This window comes from Pseudomonas sp. 8O (assembly GCF_902506495.1).
In the GTDB taxonomy this organism is placed as follows: Bacteria; Pseudomonadota; Gammaproteobacteria; order Pseudomonadales; family Pseudomonadaceae; genus Aquipseudomonas; species Aquipseudomonas chaetocerotis.
In genome coordinates this window covers 1,889,973-1,913,299 of record NZ_LR733264.1, presented here as the reverse complement: position 1 = coordinate 1,913,299, position 23,327 = coordinate 1,889,973, and the positions used below count along the sequence as shown (strand labels likewise).

Annotated in this window: 26 protein-coding genes; 9 read left to right on the top strand and 17 right to left on the bottom strand. The window is 63.4% G+C overall.

All coding sequences use genetic code 11. The features are described from left to right. Positions 1–414: 414 nt before the first annotated feature. The 4 genes from prmC to GV002_RS11570 all read left to right on the top strand — a co-directional run bounded on the left by prmC (position 415) and on the right by GV002_RS11570 (position 3,438). A complete protein-coding gene (gene prmC / locus GV002_RS11585) occupies positions 415–1,248 on the top strand; it encodes a peptide chain release factor N(5)-glutamine methyltransferase (protein WP_160018513.1) in 834 nt (277 codons plus the stop codon). 4 nt (positions 1,249–1,252) lie between these two features. Continuing rightward, positions 1,253–2,002, top strand: coding sequence for a molybdopterin-synthase adenylyltransferase MoeB (locus GV002_RS11580; RefSeq protein ID WP_160018927.1), 750 nt, complete (start codon positions 1,253–1,255; stop codon positions 2,000–2,002). A 33-nt stretch (positions 2,003–2,035) separates the two neighbouring features. Further along, positions 2,036–2,827 carry a glutamate racemase gene (gene murI, locus GV002_RS11575; RefSeq protein ID WP_160018512.1) on the top strand — a complete coding sequence of 264 codons (792 nt, stop codon included), beginning with the start codon at positions 2,036–2,038 and terminating at the stop codon, positions 2,825–2,827. Positions 2,828–2,922: 95 nt separating this feature from the next. Next, the gene (locus GV002_RS11570) at positions 2,923–3,438 is read left to right on the top strand and encodes an acyloxyacyl hydrolase (protein WP_160018511.1); all 516 of its coding nucleotides are present in this window, start codon (positions 2,923–2,925) and stop codon (positions 3,436–3,438) included. 228 nt (positions 3,439–3,666) lie between these two features. On the opposite strand, the gene GV002_RS11565 is transcribed toward GV002_RS11570, so the two are convergent. The 12 genes from GV002_RS11565 to GV002_RS11510 form a co-directional block, all read right to left on the bottom strand. Beyond that, positions 3,667–3,978, bottom strand: coding sequence for a YkgJ family cysteine cluster protein (locus GV002_RS11565; RefSeq protein ID WP_160018510.1), 312 nt, complete (start codon positions 3,976–3,978; stop codon positions 3,667–3,669). A gap of 183 nt (positions 3,979–4,161) precedes the next feature. Next, positions 4,162–4,689, bottom strand: a complete 528-nt coding sequence (locus GV002_RS11560) for a DUF2878 domain-containing protein (protein WP_160018509.1) — start codon at positions 4,687–4,689, stop codon at positions 4,162–4,164. Then, the gene (locus GV002_RS11555) at positions 4,682–5,956 is read right to left on the bottom strand and encodes an SAM-dependent methyltransferase (protein WP_160018508.1); all 1,275 of its coding nucleotides are present in this window, start codon (positions 5,954–5,956) and stop codon (positions 4,682–4,684) included. Before GV002_RS11555 ends, GV002_RS11560 begins: the two co-directional genes overlap by 8 nt. Then, entirely contained in the window at positions 5,943–6,743 is an 801-nt protein-coding gene (locus GV002_RS11550; protein WP_160018507.1) for a DUF1365 domain-containing protein, read from the bottom strand. The genes GV002_RS11555 and GV002_RS11550 overlap by 14 nt, the downstream gene beginning before the upstream one ends. After that, positions 6,743–7,990: an NAD(P)/FAD-dependent oxidoreductase gene (locus GV002_RS11545; protein ID WP_160018506.1), complete on the bottom strand. Its 1,248-nt coding sequence runs from the start codon at positions 7,988–7,990 to the stop codon at positions 6,743–6,745. Before GV002_RS11545 ends, GV002_RS11550 begins: the two co-directional genes overlap by 1 nt. Beyond that, positions 7,987–8,742: an SDR family NAD(P)-dependent oxidoreductase gene (locus GV002_RS11540; RefSeq protein ID WP_160018505.1), complete on the bottom strand. Its 756-nt coding sequence runs from the start codon at positions 8,740–8,742 to the stop codon at positions 7,987–7,989. Before GV002_RS11540 ends, GV002_RS11545 begins: the two co-directional genes overlap by 4 nt. After that, positions 8,739–9,161 carry a nuclear transport factor 2 family protein gene (locus tag GV002_RS11535; protein WP_160018504.1) on the bottom strand — a complete coding sequence of 141 codons (423 nt, stop codon included), beginning with the start codon at positions 9,159–9,161 and terminating at the stop codon, positions 8,739–8,741. Before GV002_RS11535 ends, GV002_RS11540 begins: the two co-directional genes overlap by 4 nt. Then, a complete protein-coding gene (gene phrB / locus GV002_RS11530) occupies positions 9,158–10,594 on the bottom strand; it encodes a deoxyribodipyrimidine photo-lyase (RefSeq protein ID WP_160018503.1) in 1,437 nt (478 codons plus the stop codon). The genes GV002_RS11535 and phrB overlap by 4 nt, the downstream gene beginning before the upstream one ends. Next, the gene (locus GV002_RS11525) at positions 10,582–11,538 is read right to left on the bottom strand and encodes a MerR family transcriptional regulator (RefSeq protein ID WP_160018502.1); all 957 of its coding nucleotides are present in this window, start codon (positions 11,536–11,538) and stop codon (positions 10,582–10,584) included. The genes phrB and GV002_RS11525 overlap by 13 nt, the downstream gene beginning before the upstream one ends. A 4-nt stretch (positions 11,539–11,542) precedes the next feature. After that, a complete protein-coding gene (locus tag GV002_RS11520) occupies positions 11,543–12,493 on the bottom strand; it encodes a YbgA family protein (protein ID WP_160018501.1) in 951 nt (316 codons plus the stop codon). Between the two features lie 166 nt (positions 12,494–12,659). After that, the gene (locus tag GV002_RS11515) at positions 12,660–12,902 is read right to left on the bottom strand and encodes a TIGR02450 family Trp-rich protein (protein ID WP_160018500.1); all 243 of its coding nucleotides are present in this window, start codon (positions 12,900–12,902) and stop codon (positions 12,660–12,662) included. Continuing rightward, positions 12,899–13,885 carry an NAD(P)/FAD-dependent oxidoreductase gene (locus GV002_RS11510; protein ID WP_160018499.1) on the bottom strand — a complete coding sequence of 329 codons (987 nt, stop codon included), beginning with the start codon at positions 13,883–13,885 and terminating at the stop codon, positions 12,899–12,901. Before GV002_RS11510 ends, GV002_RS11515 begins: the two co-directional genes overlap by 4 nt. 191 nt (positions 13,886–14,076) lie before the next feature. On the opposite strand from GV002_RS11510, the gene GV002_RS11505 reads away from it, so the two are divergent. The 4 genes from GV002_RS11505 (at position 14,077) to GV002_RS11490 (ending at position 18,573) form a co-directional block, all read left to right on the top strand. Beyond that, positions 14,077–14,979: a TIGR01777 family oxidoreductase gene (locus GV002_RS11505; RefSeq protein WP_160018498.1), complete on the top strand. Its 903-nt coding sequence runs from the start codon at positions 14,077–14,079 to the stop codon at positions 14,977–14,979. Positions 14,980–14,991: 12 nt separating this feature from the next. Further along, positions 14,992–16,014, top strand: coding sequence for a ferrochelatase (gene hemH / locus GV002_RS11500; RefSeq protein WP_160018497.1), 1,023 nt, complete (start codon positions 14,992–14,994; stop codon positions 16,012–16,014). A 310-nt stretch (positions 16,015–16,324) separates the two neighbouring features. Continuing rightward, on the top strand, positions 16,325–17,656 hold the full coding sequence (locus GV002_RS11495; RefSeq protein WP_160018496.1) for a spinster family MFS transporter: 1,332 nt from the start codon (positions 16,325–16,327) through the stop codon (positions 17,654–17,656). 143 nt (positions 17,657–17,799) lie between these two features. Further along, complete coding sequence (locus tag GV002_RS11490; RefSeq protein WP_256667063.1) at positions 17,800–18,573, top strand: hypothetical protein; 774 nt, start codon at positions 17,800–17,802, stop codon at positions 18,571–18,573. 5 nt (positions 18,574–18,578) lie between these two features. Here GV002_RS11490 and GV002_RS11485 read toward each other — a convergent pair whose 3' ends face one another. Then, a complete protein-coding gene (locus GV002_RS11485; RefSeq protein WP_160018494.1) occupies positions 18,579–19,301 on the bottom strand; it encodes a substrate-binding periplasmic protein in 723 nt (240 codons plus the stop codon). 64 nt (positions 19,302–19,365) lie between these two features. Next, positions 19,366–19,707, bottom strand: a complete 342-nt coding sequence (locus tag GV002_RS11480) for a zinc ribbon domain-containing protein YjdM (RefSeq protein WP_160018493.1) — start codon at positions 19,705–19,707, stop codon at positions 19,366–19,368. A gap of 464 nt (positions 19,708–20,171) precedes the next feature. Here GV002_RS11480 and GV002_RS11475 point away from each other — a divergent pair, with 464 nt between their 5' ends. Next, positions 20,172–20,981, top strand: coding sequence for a gamma-glutamyl-gamma-aminobutyrate hydrolase family protein (locus tag GV002_RS11475; protein WP_160018492.1), 810 nt, complete (start codon positions 20,172–20,174; stop codon positions 20,979–20,981). A gap of 26 nt (positions 20,982–21,007) precedes the next feature. Here GV002_RS11475 and GV002_RS11470 read toward each other — a convergent pair whose 3' ends face one another. The 3 genes from GV002_RS11470 to GV002_RS11460 all read right to left on the bottom strand — a co-directional run bounded on the left by GV002_RS11470 (position 21,008) and on the right by GV002_RS11460 (position 23,309). Next, a complete protein-coding gene (locus GV002_RS11470; protein WP_160018491.1) occupies positions 21,008–21,481 on the bottom strand; it encodes an LEA type 2 family protein in 474 nt (157 codons plus the stop codon). A gap of 54 nt (positions 21,482–21,535) precedes the next feature. After that, positions 21,536–22,381 (bottom strand): EamA family transporter, encoded by an 846-nt coding sequence (locus GV002_RS11465; RefSeq protein WP_160018490.1) that lies wholly within the window; start codon positions 22,379–22,381, stop codon positions 21,536–21,538. Positions 22,382–22,502: 121 nt separating this feature from the next. Continuing rightward, positions 22,503–23,309, bottom strand: a complete 807-nt coding sequence (locus GV002_RS11460) for an outer membrane protein OmpK (RefSeq protein WP_160018489.1) — start codon at positions 23,307–23,309, stop codon at positions 22,503–22,505. Between the last annotated feature and the right edge of the window lie 18 nt (positions 23,310–23,327).

Genomic DNA, 23,327 nt, shown 5'->3' with positions numbered 1-23,327 from the left:
GGCAATTCCATGCGGGAAATTTCCCGGCGATAGACGGTCGGCATTCTGGCGCCAGGGGAATGCACTGGCAAGTCTTGTGCCAGCTGCTTGTTGCTGGAGGCAGGTTGCCGTTCGCTGGGGGCGCTTGCTCAATACTAGCCAGTCTGTGGGTGAAGTCGACGATATCGCCGAGATTCGCCGAAGCCACATCGATCATGTCTCGGTTTGATGACAGTTGATCAATGCGCCTGATAGGACGGGGTGGGGCGGGGGCCGGAGGCAACAAGAAACGCCCCGCTGGAGCCAAGCGCCCTGAGCTCTGCGCCCCAGCCCCTCGCAGAGCTCAGGGCGCTTGAGCGAGCGAAGCGATGCTTCACTATTTCCGCTCAAGCCCCGCAAGCGGGAGAGGGGAGAAGAATGCCGCCAGGATGAACCATGGTCACCATCGAATCCCTGCTCAACACCGCCGATCTGCCTGATTCGCCGACGCCGCGTCTGGACACCGAGCTGCTGTTGGCCGCCGCGCTGAACAAGCCGCGCAGCTACCTGCGCACCTGGCCGGAGCGTGAGCTGGATGTCGATCAACTGGCCCGGTTTCAGAACAACCTGCAACGTCGCCGTCAGGGCGAGCCGGTCGCTTATATCCTCGGTCATCAGGGCTTCTGGAGCCTCGATCTGGAAGTGGCGCCGCATACCCTGATTCCGCGCCCTGACACCGAACTGCTGGTGGAAACCGCGCTCGAGCTGCTGCCTGCAGCGCCGTTGGCCGTGCTCGATCTGGGCACTGGCACCGGCGCCATCGCCCTGGCTCTGGCCAGCGAACGCCCGACCTGGCAGGTGACCGGTGTGGATCGCGTCGAGGATGCCGTGGCCCTGGCCGAACGCAATCGCCAGCGCCTGCAACTGGGCAATGCCGGCTTCCTGCACAGCCACTGGTTCTCCGCGCTGACCGGACAACGCTATGGCCTGATCCTGAGCAATCCACCCTATATACGCGCTGACGACCGCCATCTGAACGAAGGCGACGTGCGCTTCGAGCCAAGTAGCGCCCTGGTCGCCGGCAGCGACGGGCTGGACGATATTCGTGCGATCATCCAGGCCGCGCCGGAGCACCTGCTATCCGGTGGCTGGCTGCTGCTGGAACATGGCTTCGACCAGGCCGAGAACGTGCGCAGGTTGCTCGCCGAGGGCGGCTTCGTCGAGGTCGATAGCCGGCGTGACCTGGGCGGCCATGAGCGCATCAGTTTGGGACGTTTCGACCGTGAGTGATCAGATGCTGAGCGATGAAGAACTGCTGCGTTACAGTCGACAGATCCTGCTGAAACAGATCGATGTGCAAGGGCAGTTGCGCCTCAAGCAGGGCCGTGTGCTGATCGTCGGCATGGGCGGGCTGGGTTCGCCAGTGGCGCTGTACCTGGCAGCCGCTGGCGTCGGTGAACTGCACCTGGCCGACTTCGACACGGTGGACCTGACCAACCTGCAGCGGCAGATCGCCCACGACACCGCCAGCATCGGCCAGGCCAAGGTGGATTCTGCCATGGCGCGTCTGGCAGCGATCAATCCGCAGATCAGCCTGGTGCCGCATCGTCAGGCGCTGGACGCCGACTCGCTCGCCGCCGCCGTGGGCGCCGTCGATCTGGTGCTGGACTGCTCGGATAATTTCACCACCCGCGAGGCGGTCAACGCTGCCTGTGTCGCTGCCGGCAAGCCGCTGGTCTCCGGCGCGGCGATCCGTCTGGAAGGGCAACTGTCGGTGTTCGATCCACGCAATGCGGCCAGCCCCTGCTATCACTGCCTGTATGGCCACGGCAGCGAAGCCGAGTTGACCTGCAGCGAAGCCGGTGTGGTCGGGCCTCTGGTCGGCCTGGTCGGCAGCCTGCAGGCACTGGAGGCGCTGAAACTGCTGGCCGGTTTCGGTGAGCCGCTGGTAGGCCGTCTGCTGTTGATCGATGCGCTGGGCACGCGCTTTCGCGAACTGCGGGTCAAGCGCGATCCGGCCTGCGAGGTGTGCGGTGGGCGCTAGGCATAGGCTGCGTAGCCGTGGGGATGATTTGAAATGAGTCAGTCGCAGGCGCCGATTGGCGTTTTCGACTCCGGCGTCGGCGGCCTGTCGGTGCTGCGCGAGATTCGTCAGTTGCTACCCAACGAGACGCTGCTTTACGTCGCTGACAGCGGCCATGTGCCCTACGGCGAAAAAAGCCCGGAGTACATTCGCGAGCGCTGCGTGCTGATCACCGAGCACCTGCTGGCGCAAGGCGCCAAGGCCCTGGTGCTGGCCTGCAATACCGCGACGGCCGCAGCGGCCGCCGACTTGCGCGAGCGTTATCCGGACTTGCCCATCGTCGGCATGGAGCCTGCGGTAAAGCCGGCGGCGGCGGCGACCCGCAGTGGCGTGGTCGGTGTGCTGGCAACCACCGGTACGCTCAAGAGCGCCAAATTCGCTGCTCTGCTCGACCGCTTCGCCAATGATGTGCGAGTGATCACGCAGCCCTGCCCGGGGCTGGTGGAATGCATCGAGGCGGGGGAGCTGCAGGCAGCGGCTACCCGTGAGCTGCTGCGCGGCTATGTCACGCCGCTGCTGGTCGAGGGCTGTGACACGCTGATTCTCGGCTGCACCCACTATCCCTTCCTGCGTCCGCTGCTGAGCGAGCTGGTGCCGGCCTCGGTAACCCTGATCGACACCGGTGCGGCAGTGGCGCGTCAACTGCAGCGTTTGCTCACTCAGCACGACATGTTGGCAACCGCGCCCGCTCAGGCCACGCGCTACTGGAGTAGCGGAGAAACTGCGCAGCTTTGCCGCGTATTGCCGATTTTGTTGAATGAAGAGTCCGAAGTTCTTTCGATATAGTGAATTTTTTTGGAATTAGGCTCTCTCTGATATCGAATACTTCTATATTTTTGCAACGAGCCTAATAAAAACCTCTCGCTATAAAGGAATGACTCATGAAGAAGTTGTGTGCCTTTGCTGCAGCAGCGGCCCTGACGTTTGGAACTCTGGGTACTGCACAGGCTGCGGATGTAACCGCAGCTATTGGTCAGAGTGGCGATTCCACCATGGTCTATCGCCTGGGTGCGCAGTGGGACTGGAACCACAGCTGGCTGGAGAGCAGCTATGGCCGTCTGACTGGCTACTGGGACCTGGGTTACACCTACTGGGATGGCGACGAAACGGCGAGCAATCACAGTCTGTCGTTCTCGCCAGTGTTCGTCTACGAATTCGCCGGGCAGAACGTGCGCCCTTACATCGAGGCCGGCATCGGCGTTGCAGCCTTCTCCAGTACCGATCTGGAGAGTAACGAGCTGGGCTCGTCGTTTCAGTTCGAAGACCGCATCGGCGTCGGTCTGCGTTTCGCGGGCCAGGAGATTGGTTTGCGCGCGATCCACTACTCCAACGCGGGTCTGAAGAACCCCAATGACGGCGCAGAAGCTTACACCGTGCACTACCGCATGAGCTTCTGAATAAAAAGACCGGGCAAGCCCTGATGCCGATCAGATAAGTTCTTTAACACCCCCTCATACTTGCAGTAGAGGGGGTGTTTTTGTAGGAGCCAGCTTGCTGGCGATGCTTTATGTGGCGGATCGCCGGCAAGCCGGCTCCTACAAAGATCGAGGGCAACGGCTGAACTGGCTGACATGAGCAAGCCTTGGCCTTTTTCATTGTGCCTCTGGCCTGCGCAGTGCGCTCTGCTAGCGATAGGCTTGGGCGATACCGCGGCGCTCTTCCAGGCATTCGGCCGAACCCAGCTCGAACTCCCGGCAGATCAGTGGGCGCACTTCGTAGATGGTGCAGCGCATGCTGTTGCGGTCCAGCGCTGCGCACCAGTTGTCGTCCAGGCGACGCATCACTTCGCTGCCCCACTGGTCGGTATCGATGAAATGCTGCGGCACGTCGTTATCGCCGAACAGCATGACTTCCAGCTGGCAGCAGCAAGCCGCGCAGGTGCTGCAACTGACCTCGGGCTCGGTTGGCAGTTGGGTATGGGGGATGGTCTGGCTCATGGCGCGGCAGTGTACGCCATGCAGTGGATACGCGGGGTTTGGGCTGACAGGGTGCAGCGGACAGTGCCGTCAGTTCAGCAGGCCGGCCAGCCGCTTTTTGTAGGAGCCCCGCCTCGGGGCGAAGCGTTTTGGGGCCGTGCCGCCTGGTTCGCGGCTGGGCGCCGCTCCTACAGCAGTGATCGGCTAGGCCGAGCGGCGGTTGCGCAGACTCTGCTCGTATTGCCCGCGATAGAGTTTGGCGAAGCCATGCAGCACCGGCAGCACCACGGCCCAGATCAGCGCGAAGATCGCCAGGGTTGGCCAGGTGCCCAGCGGCAGGGCGACGCCGGCGATTTTGGCGCCGCCGTAGTAGGACAGCGGTGCGGAAACCGCGCCGAGCAGGCTGGCTCGCCACCAGGGCTGGGCGGTCCAGGCCAGGCAGTGATTGAGGGTGCTGGCCAGCAATAGCCAGAGCAAGGCCAGCCACAGGGGAATCAGCTGGCGCTCCTCGCCGAAATCGAACACGCCGAGGTTGAGCAGGAAGCTGTCCAGCGCACTGCCGGCGAGAAACACGCTGAGCAGCAGCTTGCCTTCGGCGGCCCAGCTGCTGACCCACAACAGGTGCACGCCGATGATCGCTGCCACCGCCAGCAGCCACAGGCTGTCACCTGCAAAGACGCAGACCAGCCAGCCGAGCTGGAACAGGATGGCATTGGCGATCAGCTTAGGCATTGAAGTTTCCTAACAGAGGCGCAGGGCGAGCGGCCGGTTTGGCCAGCAGCAATTGCGCGGTGCCAATGGTGCGTTCGAGGAAGCCGCCTTCGCAATAGCAGAGGTAGAACTCCCACAGGCGATAGAAGTAATCGTCGTAGCCCAGTTGCTCGAGTCGCTGCCGCGCATGACGCAGGTTGTCGTGCCACAGGCGCAGGGTACGCGCGTAATGCAGGCCGAAATCCTCCATGTGGTGCAGGTTGAAGTCGGTGTGCCGGGTGACTACGTCGAGCATCTTCTGCACCGAGGGCAGGGCGCCGCCCGGAAAGATGTAGCGCTGGATGAAGTCCACCGACTTGCAGGCCTGCTCGTAGCGTTGGTCGCGGATGGTGATGGCCTGCAGCAGCATCAGCCCGTCGGGCTTGAGCAGGCGCGCGCACTGCTCGAAGTAGGTGGGCAGGAAGCGATGGCCGACGGCTTCGATCATCTCGATGGAGACCAGCTTGTCGTACTGGCCCTCGAGGTCGCGGTAGTCCTCCAGTAGCAGGGTGACGCGATCCTCCAGGCCCAGCTCGCGAATGCGTTGCTCGGTGTGCGCGTGCTGCTCGCGCGACAGGGTGGTGGTGGTCACCCGGCAGCCGTAATGGGTCGCAGCATAGATGGCCATGCTGCCCCAGCCGGTACCGATCTCCAGCAAGTGGTCGCAAGGCTTCAGCGCAAGCTTCTGGCAGATGCGTTCGAGCTTGTTGAGCTGCGCCTGCTCCAGGCTGTCGTCCTCGTTCGCGAACATGGCTGCCGAATACATCATGGTCGGGTCGAGGAATTGTTCGAACAGGTCATTGCCCAGGTCATAGTGCGCGGCGATGTTGCGACGCGAACCCTGCCTGGTGTTGCGGTTGAGCCAGTGCAGACCCTGGATCAACGGTCGGCCGAGGCGTGCCAGACCGCCTTCCATCGCGTCCAGCACGTCGAGGTTGGCGACGAAGATGCGGATAACCGCCGTCAGGTCCGGCGTGCTCCAGTAGCCGTGGATATAGGCCTCACCCGAGCCGATCGAGCCGTTACCCGCCACCAGGCCCCAGACTGCCGGGTCATGCACCGTGATCTCGGCGCGCAGGCTGGCCTGCGGGTTGCCGAAGTGCAGGCTGTCGCCCGCCTCGTGGATGACCAGCAGGCCGTGGTGCAGGTTTTGCAACTGGCGTATCACGGCACGCCGCAACAGGCCGGCGCCGATGCCGTTGCCACTGCGTACCAGGCTTCTGGTGGAGGTCAGGCTAGAGCTCTTCATGGTGCATGTCCTTCACTTGCGGGCGGGCGACACGGAAGCTGCCTTCCGCGGGCTTGTGGTCGAAAATCGGGATGCGCTTGAACAGCAGGCGCATCGCCTGCCAGTAAATGGCGACAAGGGTCTTGCCGGTCATCCAGGGGAAACTGAGCAGATAGCGGTGCAGGCTGGCGCGGTCGAGGGCCTGGCGGTGCAGGCTGAGGCTGGCGTCGAACATCTTGGTTTCGCCCTGCCAGTCGGCCATGTGCACGCCCAGGCGTTCACCGACCGCGCTGAAACTCATGCGGTATTGCAGCTCGCGCGGCAGGAAGGGCGAGACGTGAAAGGCCTTGTCCACGCTGACCTGGTGACGGCCTTCGCCCTCTGCCGGCAGCACGTAGTGATAACGCTCACGCCACGGCGTATTGCTGACTTCACAGAGAATCGCCATCAGCTGCTGGTCAGCATCATGGCAGTAGAAGATGCTCACCGGGTTGAAGGCCAGGCCCCAGCTGCGCGGCTGGGTCAGTACGCAGATGCGACCTTGTGGGCGCGTGCCCAGTGCCTGCTCCACGCGATCACGCACGGCCTCCTGCAGCGCCACACCCTGGCGGGTGAACTCGGGCAGGTAGTCGCTCTCGCGGAAGGCGAAGGGCGCCCAGCGGCCGGAACCGGCCAGCTTCGAGAGGGTGAACAGTTGCGCCTGTTCGCTCAGGTCGAGGTACAGCAGGCCCATGCGATAACGAAAGGCATGGGCGCGCGGGGCGAAGCGGCGATGCAGCACCCAGCCGCTGTACAGGGCGCTGTGCATCAGAGGGTTTCTCCGAAGGCGCGCGCTACACGCAGCGCACTGACCACGCCATCTTCATGAAAACCGTTGGCCCAGTAGGCGCCGCAGTAGTAGGTGTGCTGGCCGCCGAGCAGCTCTTCCCAGCGCGCCTGGGCTGCGGTACCGGCCAGGCTGTACTGCGGGTGGGCGTACTGAAAGCGTGCGAGGATCTTGCTCGGGTCGATGGCGGCCGTCTGGTTGAGGCTGACGCAGAAGGTGGTATCGCTCTCGATACCCTGCAGGATGTTCATGTCGTAGGTCACGGCCGCCATCTGTTCACGCGGCCCGCCCAGGCGATAGTTCCAGCTGGCCCAGGCCAGCTTGCGCTTGGGCAGCAGGCGCGTGTCGGTATGCAGCACCACGTCGTTGTTGGCGTAGGGCAGGGCACCGAGAATTTCACGTTCCTTCTCGCTGGCCTGATCGAGCAGGGCCAAGGCCTGATCGCTGTGACAGGCGAAGATCACCTTGTCGAAGCGCTCGGCGCCGGCCGCACTGTGCAGGGTGACGCCGTCTTCATCGCGCATGACGCGGCTGACCGGGCAGTTGAGGCGAATGCGCTCGGCGAAGCTGGCGGTCAACGGCGCCACGTAGCTGCGCGAGCCGCCTTCGATCACCTGCCAGGTCGGCCGGTCACTGACCGAGAGCAGGCCATGGTTCTTGCAGAAGCGCACGAAGAACTGCAGCGGGAAACCGAGCATGTCGGCCAGCGACATCGACCAGATGGCCGAGCCCATCGGCACGATGTAATGCTCGATGAAGCGCCGGCCGTAACCATTGCTGTCGAGGTACTGGCCGAGCGTGGTGTCGGCGCTTATGCGGTTGTTGGCCAGGTCGTCCAGCGACTGGCGATTGAAACGCAGGATGTCGCGCAGCATGCCCCAGAACGCCGGCGACAGCAGGTTGCTGCGTTGGGCGAACAGGGTGTTGAGGTCGTGGCCGTTGTACTCCACGCCGGTGGCCGGGTCGCTGACCGAGAAGCTCATTTCGGTGGGCTTGAAGCCGACGCCGATCTGCTCCAGCAGGCGAATGAAGTTGGGATAGGTCCAGTCGTTGAAGACGATGAAACCGGTATCGATGGCGTAGCTGCGCCCCTCCACCTGCACGTCGACGGTGTGGGTGTGGCCACCGATCCAGTCGCTGGCTTCGAACACCTGAATGTCGTGCTGGCGGTTGAGCAGGTAGGCACAGGTCAGGCCGGCGATGCCGCTGCCGACGATGGCGATTTTCATGCGTTGTCCTCGTTGCGCGCCATGCGGCGACCTATGGCCAGTTGCAGGCTGCTGGGCAGGCTGCCGAGCAGTTTCAGTACGGCGATGAAGGGAGTGGGAAAGGCGATCTCGTGTGGGCGCTTGTCCAGGCGCGCGGCGATATGCCGGGCGGCGCGCTCGACCGGCCAGCGCATGGGCATCGGGAAGTCGTTCTTCTGCGTCAGTGGGGTGTCGACGAAACCGGGGCTGACCAGGGTGACGTCGATGCCTTCGCTGGCCAGGTCGATACGCAGTGTCTGCATCAGGTAACGCATGGCGGCCTTGGAGGCACCATAGGCTTCTGCGCGCGGCAGCGGCATGAAGGTCACCGAGCTGCCGACCCCAACCAGGTGCGGGCGCTCGCCCTGGCGCAGCAGGGGCAGGGCTGCTTCGATGCAGTAGCTGGCGGAAAACAGGTTGGCGCTGACCACGCGTTCGATCATCGCCGCCTCGAACTGGCGCACGTCGACGTATTCGCAGGTGCCGGCGTTGAGGATCACGCAATCCAGCGCGCCCCACTGTTGAGCGATGCGTTCACCGATGGCGTGTACCTGCTCGGCGTCGGTCAGGTCACCCGGGGCGACCAGCACCTGATCGCCATAGCGCGCTGCGAAGTCCTGTAATGGGCCACTGCTACGCGCGCTCAGTGCCAGTTGATGGCCGGCCTTGAGCAGTTCTTCGGCCAGTGCGGCACCGATGCCACTGCTGGCGCCAGTGAGCCAGATACGTTTCATGCCAGCCTCCGTTTCAACCAGGCGATCACGCTACCGAGCAGCGGCAGGTGTTCGTAGAGCAACGCACCGGCATCGAAATAATCGCGGTGTTGATAGACACGGTCGCGCCAGAGCAGGTGTGAGCAGCCTTCGACTGCAATTTCGGCACCGCCCCGCAGGCGCGGATGGCGGTAGCGCATGGTCCAGCGCAGGTAGCCTTCGCCTTCGGCAACCTGATCGAAGCCGTGAAATTCGAAATGCAGCGCCTGCACGTTGGCGTACAGCTCGGCGAAATAGCGGCGTACCGCTGTCAGGCCGTGCACCTCATGCAGCGGGTCGCGAAACAGCACATCGTCGCTGTACAGCTCGCCGAGCAGATCGAGGTTGTCCTTGTTCAGCGCGGCGAAGCGCTCGGCGAAGTCATGAAGAAATGCACTCATGCCGGAACCTCCCGCGCAGAAAGGTTCTTGAACGCCGCCAGCGCGCGCTCGCGCGAGCGCGACAGGTCGACGATCGGGCGCGGGTAACCGGCTGGTGCGAACAGGCCGCCCAGTGCGGATGGATCATGAATATCGCGCTTGTTCAGCCCGGCCAGCTCCGGCACCCACTGGCGAATGAACTGGCCGTCGGGATCGAACTTCTGTGACTGGCTGATCGGGTTGAAAATACGAAAGTAGGGCGCCGCATCGGTGCCGGTGGAGGCGCTCCATTGCCAGCCGCCGTTATTCGCCGCCAGGTCGCCATCGATCAGGTGACGCATGAAGAAGCGCTCGCCCTCGCGCCAGTCGATCAGCAGGTTCTTGGTCAGGAACATGGCGACGATCATGCGCAGGCGGTTGTGCATCCAGCCGGTTTCCAGCAGTTGGCGCATGGCCGCATCGATGATCGGCAGGCCGGTGCGGCCCTCTTGCCAGGCGGCCAGCTCTTCCGGGGCGTGGCGCCATGGCACCGCCTCGGTTTCCAGGCGGAAGGCACGGTGGCGAGATACCCGAGGGTAGCCAACCAGTGTGTGCTTGTAGAACTCGCGCCAGAGCAGCTCGTTGATCCAGGTGACGATGCCTGGGTTGCCACTGTCGAACTCGCCCTGATTGGCCGCGAGCGCTGCATGCAGGCATTGGCGCGGTGATACGACGCCGGCGGCCAGGTAGGCCGATAGCTGGCTGGTGCCAGGCTTGGCGGGGAAGTCGCGTTCGTCCTTGTAGTAGATGATTTGCTCGTCGCTAAAGCGCGCCAGGCGCTGCAGCGCAGCCTCCTCTCCGGCTGGCCAGAGCAGGCGCAGGCTGTCGCTGGGGATGGCGAAACCCTCTACGGTTTCGGGAATGGCGTCACTGCTGATTTCCAGCGGCGTTTGCGCCTTCGGTGGGGCGATCAATGCCGGTAGGGCCGTGTGTAGGCGCTCGTAGCATACCTTGCGGAACTGGCTGTAGACCTGGAAGTAGCCGCCGGAGCGGGTCAGTACGCTGCCAGGCTTGAAGAACAGCTGATCGAGGTGGCTGTGCCAGGCGATGGCCTGCTGGCCGAGGTAGGCGCAGACCCGTTGATCGCGCAGGCTCTCGTTGATGCCGTACTCCTCGTTGACGTGCACGGCGCTGATGTCGTGTTCATGGCAGATCTCGGCGACCTGCACCGGCGCCTCGCTCCAGTCATGGCAGTGACGCACCAGCAGCGGCACATTGAGCGCTGCCAGGGCTTTGCTCAGCTCGGCCAGGTTGCGCAGCCAGAAGTCCACTTTGCTCGGGGCATCGTCATGGCGCTGCCATTGACCGGGCGTGACGAGATACAGGGCGATGGTCGCGCCGCTGCTCATGGCGCGGCTCAGGGCGGTGTTGTCCTGGATGCGCAGGTCGCTGCGAAACCACATCAGTTGCTGCATGGGGTGACCTCTTGGGCGCCGAGCAAGCCGTTACGGAACAGCCAGGCGTGCGCGGCGAGCGGGTCGCTGGCCGACTCCAGGCTGGTCAGCGAGTCGCGGTGAATGTGGGCTGCGGGGCCTGCGAGCAGCAGTGGCACCGGGCATTGTTCGGCCAGACGGGGTAACTGGCGGCGCACCAGGGCGCCGTCCAGCGCTTCTTCGGCGTATAGCAGCACGGCGCGCGGGGCGATGTGCTCCAGCGCCGTCAGCAGTTCATTGGATGGCAGCGGCCAATCGAAGACCTCCACCGGGCAATCGCTGGCACTGGCCAGCCAGGCGCACAGCCACAGGCCCGGCTCCATTGGCGCCTCACCGAGGTTGATCAGCAGCAGCGGCGCGCCGCCGACCTGGCGATTGCAGTGATAGATGCGAGTGGCCAGCTTGCTGCGTAGCCAGGAGAGGAAGAACACCTGCTCGGCACGTGCGCCGAACTGGCCTTGCCAGCGCTGACGCAGATCACCAAGCAGCGGCCACAGCAGTTGCTCGACCAGGGTGCTGGTCGGGTAGAGCGCCAGGGCCGAGTTGAAGCGATCATCCAGACGTCGCTCGTTGAACTGGACGATGCAACCGAGCAGCTCGTTGCGTTGCCGTGACCAGTTGTCGGTCTGGGTTGCTTGCGGCACCTGCTCATGGTCGAGCAGTGCCTTGACCTGGCCGACGGCAACGCCGCGAGCCAGCCAGGCGAGAATGGCGTTGATGCGTACGAGGTTGGCCGGTGAATAGAGACGGTGCCCCTTGGGCGTGCGGTAGGGCACGATCAGGCCGTAGCGGCGTTCCCAGGCGCGCAGGGTCACGGCGTTGATACCGGTGCTGCGTGCCACCTCGCGGATTGGCAGGTAGCCCTCGTCGAGCGCCTGGCGGTAGTCGTGGCCGGTTTCTTCTTCGGCGATGGTTTCGCTGGTCATGGCATCACAACGCGTTGCGCAGGCTGAGTGGCTCGGGGTGCGGCTGCAGGTACGCCTGCCCGGCGATATAGCGATCCGGGTGACGGCGGAAGTGGTGCTTGAGCAGCGTCAGCGGTACCACCAGCGGCACGATGCCCTCGCGGTATTGACCGATCAGTTGCTGCATCTCCTGCTTGTCCTCAGGGCTCAGGGTGCGTTTGAGGTAGCCGCTCAGGTGCTGCAGCACGTTGCTGTGGGTGCCACGGGTGGCGCATTTCTTAAGCGCGCTCATCAGCTCGCTGAAATAGCGCGGCGCCAGCTCGCCCAGATCGTGCTGGCTCAGGTCGCCGAGCATGCGTCCGAGCGTCTTGTAGCGCACCGGGTCGGTCGCCATCAGCAGGTACTTGTAGCGCGAGTGGAAGGCTATCAGGGCGCGACGCGTCAGGCCTTGCTGCAACAGGCGCTGCCATTCGGCGTGGGCGTAGACGCGGGTGATGAAGTTCTCGCGCAGCACTGGATCGTTGAGGCGGCCGTCTTCTTCCACCGGCAGATCCGGATGCCGCGCGCAGAAGGCCGCAGCGAAGATGCCACGGCCCGGCTCGCTCGGGCGTCCGCCTTCCTGATACACCTTGACCCGTTCCAGGCCGCAGGACGGTGACTGCTGCATGAAGATGTAGCCGCTGATGCCCTGCAGCTCTGTGGCCATGCGTTCGCCATAAGCGGCCAGGGCGTCGGTGACGTCGCGCGCGCGGTCGACGGTGCCGACCGCGCGCGGTGCCTGTGGATCACCGACCAGGCGGATCGGCTCGCGTGGAATCGACATGCCGATACCGACTTCGGGGCAGACCGGGATGAAATCGAAGTGCTCGGTCAGGCTGCGGCTGCATAGGCGCGACAGCTTGTGGCCGCCGTTGTAGCGGACCTCGGCGCCCAGCAGGCAGGCGCTGATACCTAATTTGGCTTTGCTCGCTTGCATAACCTGACCTCGTTAGACCTTGTACATGAAGTGATCCATGTACAACTTGTGTCTATCATAGGTGCGCAGTTATACAAGTCAAATACTTTGTATAGGTTTGGTATTGGTTTTGCTGTGCAGGCAGGCGGCGTCAGTCGAGGGGCCGCCGCCAGCTATCGCGGGAGGGTCAGCGCCAGCCTTGCAGCCAGCGTTCGCTGTCTTGCAACTGGCGCCAGTCGAGTTGCTGGCTGCGTTGCGTGAGGACCGCCTGAAGCTCGACGCCGAGGATGTTGTCTTGCTCATCGCGGATCAGCTCAGTCACCAGGAAATGCCGCTCGCGGTTCTGCGGCTGCGCGGCTGTCCATTTCGACAGCAGCAGTTTGCGCGGGTTGAGGCGACGTTTGTCAGGCCTGTTGCTGGGCTGGCTCATTGCAAGTGCTCGAGCAGACGACGCGCAGCATCCTGGCCGCTGAGCCAGGCGCCTTCGACCCGCCCCGACAGGCACCAGTCGCCACAGGCATACAGGCCCAGATCGGCATCGGCCAGCGCCCCCCACTGATGCGCCTGTGCCGGGCGTGCATACAGCCAGCGATGGGCGAGGGTGAAGCTCGGCGGCGGCACGGCGCAGCCGATCAGCTCGGCGAAGGCGCCGTGCAACTGCTCGATCACCGCTTCCTTGGGCAGATCGAGATTCTGTCGGCTCCAGGCGCTGCTGGCGTGCAGCACCCAGGTGTCGAGATGGTTGTCGCGGCCAGGTTTGCTCGGGTTGCGCGCCAGCCAGTCGAGCGGACTGTCCTGCACGAAGCAGCCCTCGACGCGAGTGTCCAGGGGGCTGTCGAAACCCAGTGCGACCGCCCAGGTCGGGTCCATGATCACGCTCGCTGCGGCGCCAGCCAATTTCGGTGCGGCCGCCAGCAGGGCGCTGGCTTGTGGGGCGGGGGTGGCAACGATGACGTGGCTGTAAGGGCCGTGGCTGTTGCCTTCGGCATCCTGCAGGCTCCAGTAGCGGTCGCCACGGAACACTTCGGTAATGCGGCAGCTGAATTTGACCGGCAGCGCGCCGAGCATGGCGCGGGTGATGGCGCTCATGCGTGGGCAGCCGACCCAGCGCACTTGCTCATCCGGCGAGGCACTGAGCTGACCGTCCTGAGCGTTGTACAGGCTCGGCTGCCATTCCGCGACCCAGCCGCGGGCCTGCCATTGCTGCACCACCTCGACGAAGCGGCGGTCACGCGCGGTGAAATATTGCGCGCCAAGATCCAGGCTGCCGGCGTCGCTGCGCTTGCTTGCCATGCGCCCGCCACTGCCACGGCTCTTGTCGAACAGTTCGATGTTCTGGCCGGCGGCGTGCAAAGCCTGGGCGGCGGATAGCCCTGCGATGCCGGTGCCGATGATGGCGATGGGTGCGTTCATGGTTACCTCGTCAGCGCTGAATGCTTTACAGGCTAAGGCTTGGACAAAAGCTATACAAGAGTGTTTTCATGTACAGCTGTCGCCGAAAGCGGCGCTCCCTTGCTTTAGGTTTAGGACAAACGCGGCACGTATGCGCGTCATGAACCAGACTAAAGGTGAAGTTTCTTCCATTGCCATGCGAGGACGATGCCATGCATATCCTGCTGACCGGCGGTACCGGTCTGATCGGACGCGCGCTCTGTGCACACTGGGCCGAGCAGGGCCACGGCCTGACGGTATGGAGTCGTGAGCCGAGCAAGGTCGCCCATCTCTGTGGGGCCGATGTACGCGGCATCGCCCGGCTCGAGGAGCTGGGCGAAGAACAGCTGGATGCGGTGATCAACCTGGCCGGCGCACCCATTGCCGACCGCCCCTGGAGCAGCAAGCGCAAGGCGCTGCTGTGGGCGAGCCGTATCGGTCTGACCGAGCAGTTGCTGACCTGGCTGCAACGGCGCCAGCAGCGTCCCGCCGTGCTGCTGTCGGGCTCGGCAGTGGGCTGGTACGGCAACGGCGGTGAACGTGAGCTCAGTGAAGATACGCCGCAGGTCACCGATGATTTCGCCGCGCAGCTGTGTGGGGCCTGGGAAGAAACTGCACAACGCGCCGAGGATCTGGGGGTTCGCGTGGTGCTGCTGCGCACCGGCCTGGTGCTGAGCCCAGATGGTGGCATGCTCAAACGCCTGCTGCTGCCGTTCAAGCTCGGCCTCGGCGGCCGCATCGGCGATGGTCGACAGTGGATGCCCTGGATTCATATCGCCGACCAAATCGGCCTGATCGATTTTCTCTTGCAGCAGGGCGATGCTCGCGGTCCTTATAATGCCTGCGCGCCATTACCCGTACGCAATGCCGAGTTCAGCAAGGCGCTGGGCCAGGCTCTGAGCCGCCCGACCATTTTCCCGGCGCCGGCCTTTGTCCTGCGCGCTGCACTTGGCGAAATGTCCGAGTTGCTGCTCGGCGGCCAGCGTGCCGTGCCGACGCGGCTGCTGGAGGCGGGGTTCAGTTTTCGTTTTACCCATCTGGATGTGGCCCTCGCGGATTTGCTGGGCCATCAATGACTAGGATTTCGCATGACCGATCACGCATTGTTGCTGGTTAACCTGGGTTCGCCCGCGTCCACCGAAGTAGCCGATGTCCGCCGTTACCTCAATCAGTTCCTGATGGACCCCTACGTGATCGACCTGCCGTGGCCGCTGCGTCGTTTGCTGGTGTCGCTGATTCTGATCAAGCGCCCTGCCGCATCGGCGCACGCCTACGCCTCGATCTGGTGGGACGAAGGTTCGCCCCTGGTGGTCATCAGCCGCCGTCTGCAGGAAGCGATGAGGGCGCAGTGGACTCAGGGCCCTGTGGAGTTGGCGATGCGTTACGGTGAGCCGTCCATCGAGTCGACCCTGCAGCGTCTGGCCGCGCAGGGCATTCGTGAGGTGACCCTGGCGCCGCTGTATCCGCAGTTCGCCGACAGCACCACCACCACGGTGATCGAAGAGGTCAAGCGGGTGGTGCGCGAGCGCGGTCTGGACATGCGTCTGTCCACTCTGCCGCCGTTCTACGATCAGCCGGAATACCTCGACGCCCTGGTGGCCAGTGCCAAACCCTATCTGGAGCAGGATTTCGATCACCTGCTGCTGAGCTTTCACGGCCTGCCGGAGCGCCACCTGCACAAGCTCGACCCCAGCGGTCATTGCCTGAAAGGCCAAGATTGCTGCCGCAGCGCTTCGCCCGAGGTGCTCGCCAATTGTTACCGCGCGCAATGCCTGCGAAGTGCGGAGCTGTTCGCTCAGCGCATGGGCCTGCGTCCTGAGCAATGGTCGGTGAGCTTCCAGTCGCGTCTGGGCCGTGCCAAATGGATCGAGCCCTACACCGAGGCTCGTCTTGACGAGCTGGCGGCGCAGGGCGTGAAGAAGCTGCTGGTGATGTGTCCGGCCTTCGTTGCCGACTGCATCGAGACCCTGGAGGAAATCGGTGACCGTGGCCGCGAGCAGTTCGTCGAGGCCGGTGGCGAGAGCCTGCAACTGGTGCCGTGCCTGAATGATCATCCGGACTGGGCAGCGGCGCTGAAGGTACTGTGCGAGCGGGCGCCGCTGATGATCTGAGTGCCCGCTCAGGTAAAACAGGCGCTGCAGCCAATACCGGTCAGAGGCTGAACCGTAGGAGCCGGCTTGCTGGCGATCCGCTCAAAAAGCATCGCCGGCAAGCCGGCTCCTACAGATTCGCTTAACTGACGGGAAGTACGCTCTGAGCGACTATTGAGTTTCGCTACCGAGCCATTCGCCCTTGCGGGTATGAAGCATTCGCCGGCCTGATAACACCTTCGAGCGATACTCACCACCGTTTATATCGTCCTAAGCTGACGCATCTTTCAACCGTCGCGCGTCGCGTTCTGCGGTGCCGAGGAGAGCGTCCGTGCATAACAACAATAACGGCTATCCCTCCAGTGCCCGAGCCTGGGCTACTGTTGCCATCCTGATGGTGGCGTACGTCCTGTCCTTCGTCGATCGGCAGATCCTCAATCTGCTGGTCGAGCCCATCCGCCGCGATCTGGCGATCAACGATACGCAGATGAGCCTGCTGATGGGCCTCTCGTTCGCCCTGTTCTACACCGTGTGCGGCATTCCCCTGGGGCGTGTGGCCGATACCCGCAGCCGGCGCGGTCTGATTGCCGTCGGTATTCTGTTCTGGAGCGCCGCTACCGCCGCCTGCGGCATGGCCAAGCTGTACTGGCAGTTCCTGTTGTGCCGCATCGGCGTGGGCGTGGGCGAAGCGGCGTTGTCGCCGGCTGCTTATTCGCTGATTGCCGACAGCTTTCCTGCAGAGCGCCGTGCCACGGCCATCAGCGTCTATTCCATGGGCGTCTACCTCGGCTCAGGCCTGGCCTTTCTGGTCGGCGGCCTGGTCATTCAGTTCGCCTCGGCACAGGGCGATGTGACCCTGCCGGTGCTGGGCGAAGTGCGTCCCTGGCAGTTGATTTTCCTGATTCTCGGTGTGGCGGGTGTGTTTTTCACCCTGTTGATGCTGGCCATCAAGGAACCTGTCCGGCGCGGTGCCGGTGCGGGCGTGGCGGTGCCGCTGAGCGAAGTGGGGCGCTACATTCGCGCCAATCGTCGTACCGTGCTGCTGCACAACTTCGGTTTCGCCGGGCTGGCGTTTGCCGGTTACGGCAGTGCAGCCTGGATACCGACTTTCTACATCCGTACTTATGGCTGGGACGCCGGCCAGGTTGGCATCGTCTACGGCAGCATCGTCGCGGTGTTTGGTTGCCTGGGCATCGTCTTCGGCGGGCGCCTGGCAGACTGGATGGCCAAGCGCGGGCGCAGCGACGCCAACATGCGTGTCGGCCTCTACGCCGCACTGGGCGCTCTGCCGATGGTGGTGCTGTTCCCAGTGATGGAAACCGCCTTCTTGGCCAGCGTGCTGCTGGCTCCAGCGGTGTTCTGCCTGAGCATGCCGTTCGGTGTGGCGCCGGCGGCGATTCAGGAGATCATGCCCAACTCGATGCGCGGCCAGGCTTCGGCCATCTATCTGTTCGTCATCACCCTGATTGGCCTGGGTGTTGGTCCGACCGCCGTGGCGCTGGTGACCGACTTCGTCTTCGCCGACGACAGCGCGCTGCGCTACTCGCTGCTGATCGTCACCACCCTGGCGGTTCTGATGTCGATCATCCTGCTGTCCAAGAGCCTCAAGCCCTATCGCGAGAGCGTGACACGGTTGGAGCAATGGGCCGCCAATCCAGCCTGAGCAGACGCATTTTTCTGCCGTGCCGAGCATTGTTCGGCACGGTTTATGCGCCAGGGCACAGGCAGTACGGAATTTTTGCGCTTTACTGAGGTTCTGAGTGTTGCGTGCGCCACTGGGGCGCGTGCCAGCCAGGGAACCTCTGTATGGGAGCGAGGCCAGCGTCTGCTGCACAGGGCAGGCCATTCGACAGCTCAATATGTTGGCAACGGTCAGTGCTGCCGGTGCTGGCTGCGCTGTTGCTGTTGAGCGGCTGCAGCGGCCGTCTGGATAACGACTCCATCGTTCACACGCGTAGCCCGATCAAGCCTGCCGAGGTGCTGCAGACCGACGTCGATCGCATGGCAACCCTGGCCATGCGCAACAACCTCAACAGCCTCTATCGGCTGATGAACAAGCTGTATCAACGTAACCCGCGCGAGTGGCGCAAGAATTCCCTGCCTGACGCCGCCGCTGCCGAACGCGCCATCCAGTACGCCATCGAACACAATCAGGATTGGCCGACATTGGGCGGTCGGCGTGATGTCGCGGCGCTGGATTACTCACTTAGTTCGGGATTCCAGGGCGATCGCGTGGCGGCCTTCACTTATGCCATCGGCAGCATGCTGGTGACGGCTCACGGTGGCCGTACCGAGTTCTACCTGACCGACAGCTTCAACGCGCAATTCATCCACAACGCCGCACGCAATCTGGAAAAGGCCGGCTGGATGCTCTCGCAGCGTCGTGATGCCACGGGCCGGCTGCTGCTGCTATCCAACGAGTTCTCCGAACAGGGCAACAACCTCAGCTATGCGGTGGAGTTCGGCAAGATGGTGGCGCGTCTTGATCTGCTCACCCATGTGCTGGAAGAGCGCTACCGGCGCATGGGGGCCAATTATGCACAGAGCCTGTTCCTGCTGAATTTCCTGCCGGTGCAGTAGCGGTGTCACTGATTCCAGCGTTGCTGAATTTCGTCCAGCTTGCCGGCCTTGCGCAGGCGCACCAGCGCCTCGGAAAACTGCCGGGCGCGTTCGGTATCGCCTTTGGCGAAGGCGACGAAGCGCGGCATCTGGATCAGCGGGCGAGGTAGCACGCGCACCTGCTCCAGAGCGCGCTGCTCACGGATGAAATAGAGCAACTGGGTATGGTCGCCGACGATGATGTCGATGCGTCCGGCCAGCAGCATCGACACCAGTTGCCGTGGGTTCTGCGCGCTGGTGTCTCGGGCCAGGTCGGCGCGGTCGAAATCCTCTTCATAGGCATAGCCGCGAACCTGGCCGATCACGTAGGGTGACAGGTCATCCAGCGTCTGCCAGTCGCTGATCGCGGTCTTGGCGGTAGTCATGAACACGGTCGAACCACTGCGCAGCGGACCGACCAGCTCGTATTGCTGCTGACGTTGCGGCGTGCCGGCGAACTGGAAGGCCATCTGTACTTCCCCGCGGTCGAGCATGCGCTTGACGCGTTCCCATGGGTAAAGACGGATTTCATAGGGTACCTGCGCTTCGCGCAGTACCGCGTCGACCAGTTCGACGTCGAGCCCGCGCGGCGTGTCTTCCTCGGCGGTGACGAAACTGTAGGGGGCGAACTGTTCGTCGCCCACTACACGCCAGGGCTGTGCTGCCAGCGAATGGGTCAGAGCCAGAAGAGCGAGCAGCAGATAGCGCATGGTGGCGTTCCTCATGACCGGCCTGTCTTCAGGCTAGTCAATTTCTGCGAGGGACGGGTGTGAATCAGACCTTGCGCACGAACTCGGACTTGAGCTTCATCGCGCCTATGCCATCGATCTTGCAGTCGATGTCGTGATCGCCGTCAACCAGGTGAATGTTCTTCACCTTGGTGCCGACCTTGACCACCAGCGACGAGCCCTTGACCTTGAGGTCCTTGATCACGGTGATGGTGTCGCCGTCCTGCAGCAGGTTGCCGACCGAATCCTTGATCACCCGCGCGTCATCGCCGCCGTCGGCCTTCTCGCCGGCTTTCCACTCATGGGCGCACTCGGGGCAGACCAGTTGGTCGCCGTCTTCGTAGGTGTATTCGGAGTTGCATTTGGGGCAGGGCGGCAGAGCGGTCAAGGGGTGTCCTCGGTGCAGGTGAGAAACCGCAGATTATATAGGGTTTTGTTCACGGGCGCCGCTCTAGGGCGTGGAGTCTTGAGAGACGGGTGTTTAAAATATTGGACTTATTGGCGGCGGGTTATTTGCCAGAATTGCCTGTTGGCGCCTTTTTAAGGGCATTTCGTCGATGTGTGATAAATGGCTTGCTGGAAAATTTCGAGTGGATTTGTTTGACATATTTTACGGCTCGGGCAGACTGCATACAGATTCCGTTGCCGAACCGGGTAACGGGCAGCATCGCTGCAGCCTCCTCTCCGGATGGAGTTGACCCGGTTCGAGCCGCCGTCGGAAGGCGACACTTTGGCTCAGGATGAGTCTCGGTGCACGGAGTTAGCCAAACAGGCCATGGGTGACAAGCAGAGCCTTCTGCTTGGCATCGGCTTGCACAGCAACGATAGGCCCGGCCTGTCCCAAGGTGACGTATGTCCGACAACAAGATCCGCAGTACTCCCAGCAAGAACAATCTCCGCAAGCCCGTCGTGTTGATGTCCATGGGCGCTCAAGAGCGCAAGGGCCACGACTATCAAGTAATGACTCACAAATACATCCAGCCTCTGGTCGAGTTCTCCGGTTGCATGCCGGTGCTGGTTCCCACCTGCTGCGGCATCGAGGATCTCGAGCAGTATCTGGACATGGCCGATGGTGTTTACCTGACCGGTGCCGGCAGCAACATCGACCCGGCGCTCTATGGACAGGAGAACGAAACGCCGAACAAGGGCCAGGACCGCGACCGCGATCTGTTCGATCTGCCGCTGGTTCGTGCCGCCATCGCTCGCGGTCTGCCGATCTTCGGCATCTGCCGTGGCATGCAGGAAATCAACGTGGCGCTGGGCGGCGACATCTACCAGAAGGTCTACGCCGAGCCTGGCTTCAACGACCATCGCGAAAACTCCGATGATCCGGTCGAGGTGCAGTACGCAGCCAGCCATAGCGTGCGTCCGGTGGCTGGCAGCTGGTTCGCCGAGCTGATGGGCAAGGACGAGATTCAGGTCAACTCCCTGCACGGCCAGGCTATTCGCAACCTGGGCAAGGGACTGGAAGTGCTGGCTACCGCCGAGGATGGCCTGATCGAGGCGATCCACGCGCCGAGCCTGTCGCCTTTCCTGTTCGCGGTGCAGTGGCACCCGGAATGGCAGGCGGCGAAGAACCCGGATTCGGTAAAGATCTTCCAGGCCTTCGGTGAGGCCTGTCACCGCCGAGTGGCTGCGCGCAACAGCCGTCAGGCCGCCTGATCGCCGTATAACCGCCGGCTCCTGCTTCAGTAGGGGCTTGGCGGTTGCGGCCAGTTCAGGATACCGCTGTCGCTGAAGCGGCGGGTGCCGAACAGGCCGTCGGCAAGCTTGCCACGCAGCATGTAGGGCACCTCCTGACCAGGTTGATAACCGGCCACGCCCCAGGCCTGACGCATCACCGAAAACGCTGAAATACTCACCGGCACGCTCAATACCGTCTCGCCGAAACGCGGCACGCTGCCGCTCTGGTCGCTGACACCACTGGCCAGCGGCTGGCCGTTCACGTCCAGATCCAGTGCCATACCGTTGAAAGTCACCGCGCTGTCATTGGGGTTCTGCACCCGCAGTTTGACCGCGAAACGTACCTCCAGGCCCTGACCGGGCAGGGGGGCCAGGCCGACCAGATCGACCCGCAGCGGGTCACGATTGCCCAGGCTGGCGCAGGCGCTCAGGCCTGCTGCAAGCAGGGCAACGAGGCAAAGACGAAGCAGAGGGTGCATGGTGATCTTCCCTGGACATGATGGGTTCAGGATAGAAGACCACTGCACGCGCCGTTAGCTCCCGGCGCGTTGCCGGCTGCCCAGTACCAGCGCGATACCGCCGAGCACGGCAACGGCGCTCAATGTCAGGCGCAGCGACAGCGCTTCGCTCAGCAACAGGCTGCCACCGAGGGCGGCGAGAATCGGCACACTCAGTTGCACCGTGGCGGCCTGGCTGGCGCGCAGGCCGGGCAGGGCGCTGTACCAGATGGAGTAACCGACACCCGAGGTCAGGGCGCCGGACAGCACAGCGTAGAACAGGGCAGGCCCATCCCAGTTCAGTTGCGGCAGCAATGCCAACGCCAACAAAACGGCAAGCGGTGCTGCGCGCAGGAAGTTACCGGTGGTCACCGCCAGCGGATCCCCCTGGCCGCGACCGAGCAGCGAATACGCACCCCATGCAACGCCGGCCAGCAGCATCAGCAGTGCAGCCAACAAAGGGGGCGCAGTGGCGCCGGGTAGCAGCAACGCCAGCAGGCCGGCCGTGGCCAGCGCCGTACCGAGGCTGGCGCCCAGCCCCAGGCGTTCGCCACGTAGCAAGCCCCACAGCAGCATGCTCAACTGCACGGCGCCGAACAGCAGCAGGGCGCCGACGCCGGTATCCAGTTGCAGGTAAGCAAAGGAGAAGGCCGCCGCATAGGTGAACAGCGCCAGCGCACCAGGCCAATTGCCGGCGATGGGTTGCCCGGTCTGCCTCAGCTTGAGCAGCGGCCACAGCGTCAGGGCGCCGGAGAGCAGGCGGATAGCCGTGAAACTGGCCGCGTCGATTTCCGTTTCACGCAGCGCCAGACGGCACAGTAGCGAGTTGCCGGCGAAGGCCAGCATGGCGAGGCAGGTAAGCAGCAGGATACGCGGTGGCATCGTCCATCCTTGGGTGAAGGTCTGGTGATGCCGGGCAGCTAAACACGTCAGGCCGGTCAAGGGCATTGGCAGAAGGTCGCAAGTCGCTGCGACCTTGGCCATTCAAGCTTGATGGCGTGTCTCAGAAGTGCGCCTTGACCAACAGGCTGGCGGTGTTCTGGTCGGTCGAACCCACGAAATTTTCGCTGACGAAACCGCCGTCCTTGATGCCGTACTTGTTCTTCCAGTAGTCGTACTCGATACCCACGTACAGCTGCTTCTCGCCCCACTTCAGCGCCTTGCCCAGGTCGTACTTGATCTGCGGGTTGAAGTGCAGGTTGGCGTGATAGTCGCCGCGGCGATTGCTGTCGTTGTCCACCACCCAGTCCATGAAACCATCGATGAGAATGTCCGAGTCGCCCACCGCAATGGTGTAGCTCCACACCGGGGTGATCTGCCAGACGTTGCTGCCGGCGCGGCTACCGTCGGTGGTGCGCAGGTAGGTGTTGAGCTGGAAGTAGTCGAAACCGGGGATATCGAGGTCGATCGCCGGGCCGATCAGGTAGGAGTCGACGTCGTCTTCACCGAACTCGTAGGTGGTGGAGATCAGCACGTCCTTGATCGGGCCGAAGGAGAAATCGGTACCGGTGAGCTTGCCCAGCGAGAAGCGCGGGCTGAATTCGCCGTAGAAGGTATGGCCGTCACCGGCGCCATTGGTGGCGTCGGTGTTGTACTTGATCACGTCGACGAACAGGAACAGGTCCCCAAAGCTCCAGCCGCTGGCGTGCTCGAAGGTGACGGTCTGCTGAATCTCCGGGTCGATCTTGAAGTCCTGGCCATAGAGGTAGGTCAGGCTGTTGTTCTGCCACTGCAGCAGATCGCCGGCGACGGCCTGACCGCCTGCCAGCAGACCGCCGGCGAGCGCCAGCGAAGAGAGAGTGCGATTCATGAAAGCTCCTGATGGTTA

Excerpts from the sequence above, each read along its gene's own strand:
- prmC (WP_160018513.1), top strand. The coding sequence starts at position 415 with ATGGTCACCATCGAATCCCTGCTCAACACCGCCGATCTGCCTGATTCG.
- GV002_RS11580 (WP_160018927.1), top strand. The coding sequence starts at position 1,253 with ATGCTGAGCGATGAAGAACTGCTGCGTTACAGTCGACAGATCCTGCTG.
- murI (WP_160018512.1), top strand. The coding sequence starts at position 2,036 with ATGAGTCAGTCGCAGGCGCCGATTGGCGTTTTCGACTCCGGCGTCGGC.
- GV002_RS11570 (WP_160018511.1), top strand. The coding sequence starts at position 2,923 with ATGAAGAAGTTGTGTGCCTTTGCTGCAGCAGCGGCCCTGACGTTTGGA.
- GV002_RS11565 (WP_160018510.1), bottom strand. The coding sequence starts at position 3,978 with ATGAGCCAGACCATCCCCCATACCCAACTGCCAACCGAGCCCGAGGTC.
- GV002_RS11560 (WP_160018509.1), bottom strand. The coding sequence starts at position 4,689 with ATGCCTAAGCTGATCGCCAATGCCATCCTGTTCCAGCTCGGCTGGCTG.
- GV002_RS11555 (WP_160018508.1), bottom strand. The coding sequence starts at position 5,956 with ATGAAGAGCTCTAGCCTGACCTCCACCAGAAGCCTGGTACGCAGTGGC.
- GV002_RS11550 (WP_160018507.1), bottom strand. The coding sequence starts at position 6,743 with ATGCACAGCGCCCTGTACAGCGGCTGGGTGCTGCATCGCCGCTTCGCC.
- GV002_RS11545 (WP_160018506.1), bottom strand. The coding sequence starts at position 7,990 with ATGAAAATCGCCATCGTCGGCAGCGGCATCGCCGGCCTGACCTGTGCC.
- GV002_RS11540 (WP_160018505.1), bottom strand. The coding sequence starts at position 8,742 with ATGAAACGTATCTGGCTCACTGGCGCCAGCAGTGGCATCGGTGCCGCA.
- GV002_RS11535 (WP_160018504.1), bottom strand. The coding sequence starts at position 9,161 with ATGAGTGCATTTCTTCATGACTTCGCCGAGCGCTTCGCCGCGCTGAAC.
- phrB (WP_160018503.1), bottom strand. The coding sequence starts at position 10,594 with ATGCAGCAACTGATGTGGTTTCGCAGCGACCTGCGCATCCAGGACAAC.
- GV002_RS11525 (WP_160018502.1), bottom strand. The coding sequence starts at position 11,538 with ATGACCAGCGAAACCATCGCCGAAGAAGAAACCGGCCACGACTACCGC.
- GV002_RS11520 (WP_160018501.1), bottom strand. The coding sequence starts at position 12,493 with ATGCAAGCGAGCAAAGCCAAATTAGGTATCAGCGCCTGCCTGCTGGGC.
- GV002_RS11515 (WP_160018500.1), bottom strand. The coding sequence starts at position 12,902 with ATGAGCCAGCCCAGCAACAGGCCTGACAAACGTCGCCTCAACCCGCGC.
- GV002_RS11510 (WP_160018499.1), bottom strand. The coding sequence starts at position 13,885 with ATGAACGCACCCATCGCCATCATCGGCACCGGCATCGCAGGGCTATCC.
- GV002_RS11505 (WP_160018498.1), top strand. The coding sequence starts at position 14,077 with ATGCATATCCTGCTGACCGGCGGTACCGGTCTGATCGGACGCGCGCTC.
- hemH (WP_160018497.1), top strand. The coding sequence starts at position 14,992 with ATGACCGATCACGCATTGTTGCTGGTTAACCTGGGTTCGCCCGCGTCC.
- GV002_RS11490 (WP_256667063.1), top strand. The coding sequence starts at position 17,800 with ATGGGAGCGAGGCCAGCGTCTGCTGCACAGGGCAGGCCATTCGACAGC.
- GV002_RS11485 (WP_160018494.1), bottom strand. The coding sequence starts at position 19,301 with ATGCGCTATCTGCTGCTCGCTCTTCTGGCTCTGACCCATTCGCTGGCA.
- GV002_RS11475 (WP_160018492.1), top strand. The coding sequence starts at position 20,172 with ATGTCCGACAACAAGATCCGCAGTACTCCCAGCAAGAACAATCTCCGC.
- GV002_RS11470 (WP_160018491.1), bottom strand. The coding sequence starts at position 21,481 with ATGCACCCTCTGCTTCGTCTTTGCCTCGTTGCCCTGCTTGCAGCAGGC.
- GV002_RS11465 (WP_160018490.1), bottom strand. The coding sequence starts at position 22,381 with ATGCCACCGCGTATCCTGCTGCTTACCTGCCTCGCCATGCTGGCCTTC.
- GV002_RS11460 (WP_160018489.1), bottom strand. The coding sequence starts at position 23,309 with ATGAATCGCACTCTCTCTTCGCTGGCGCTCGCCGGCGGTCTGCTGGCA.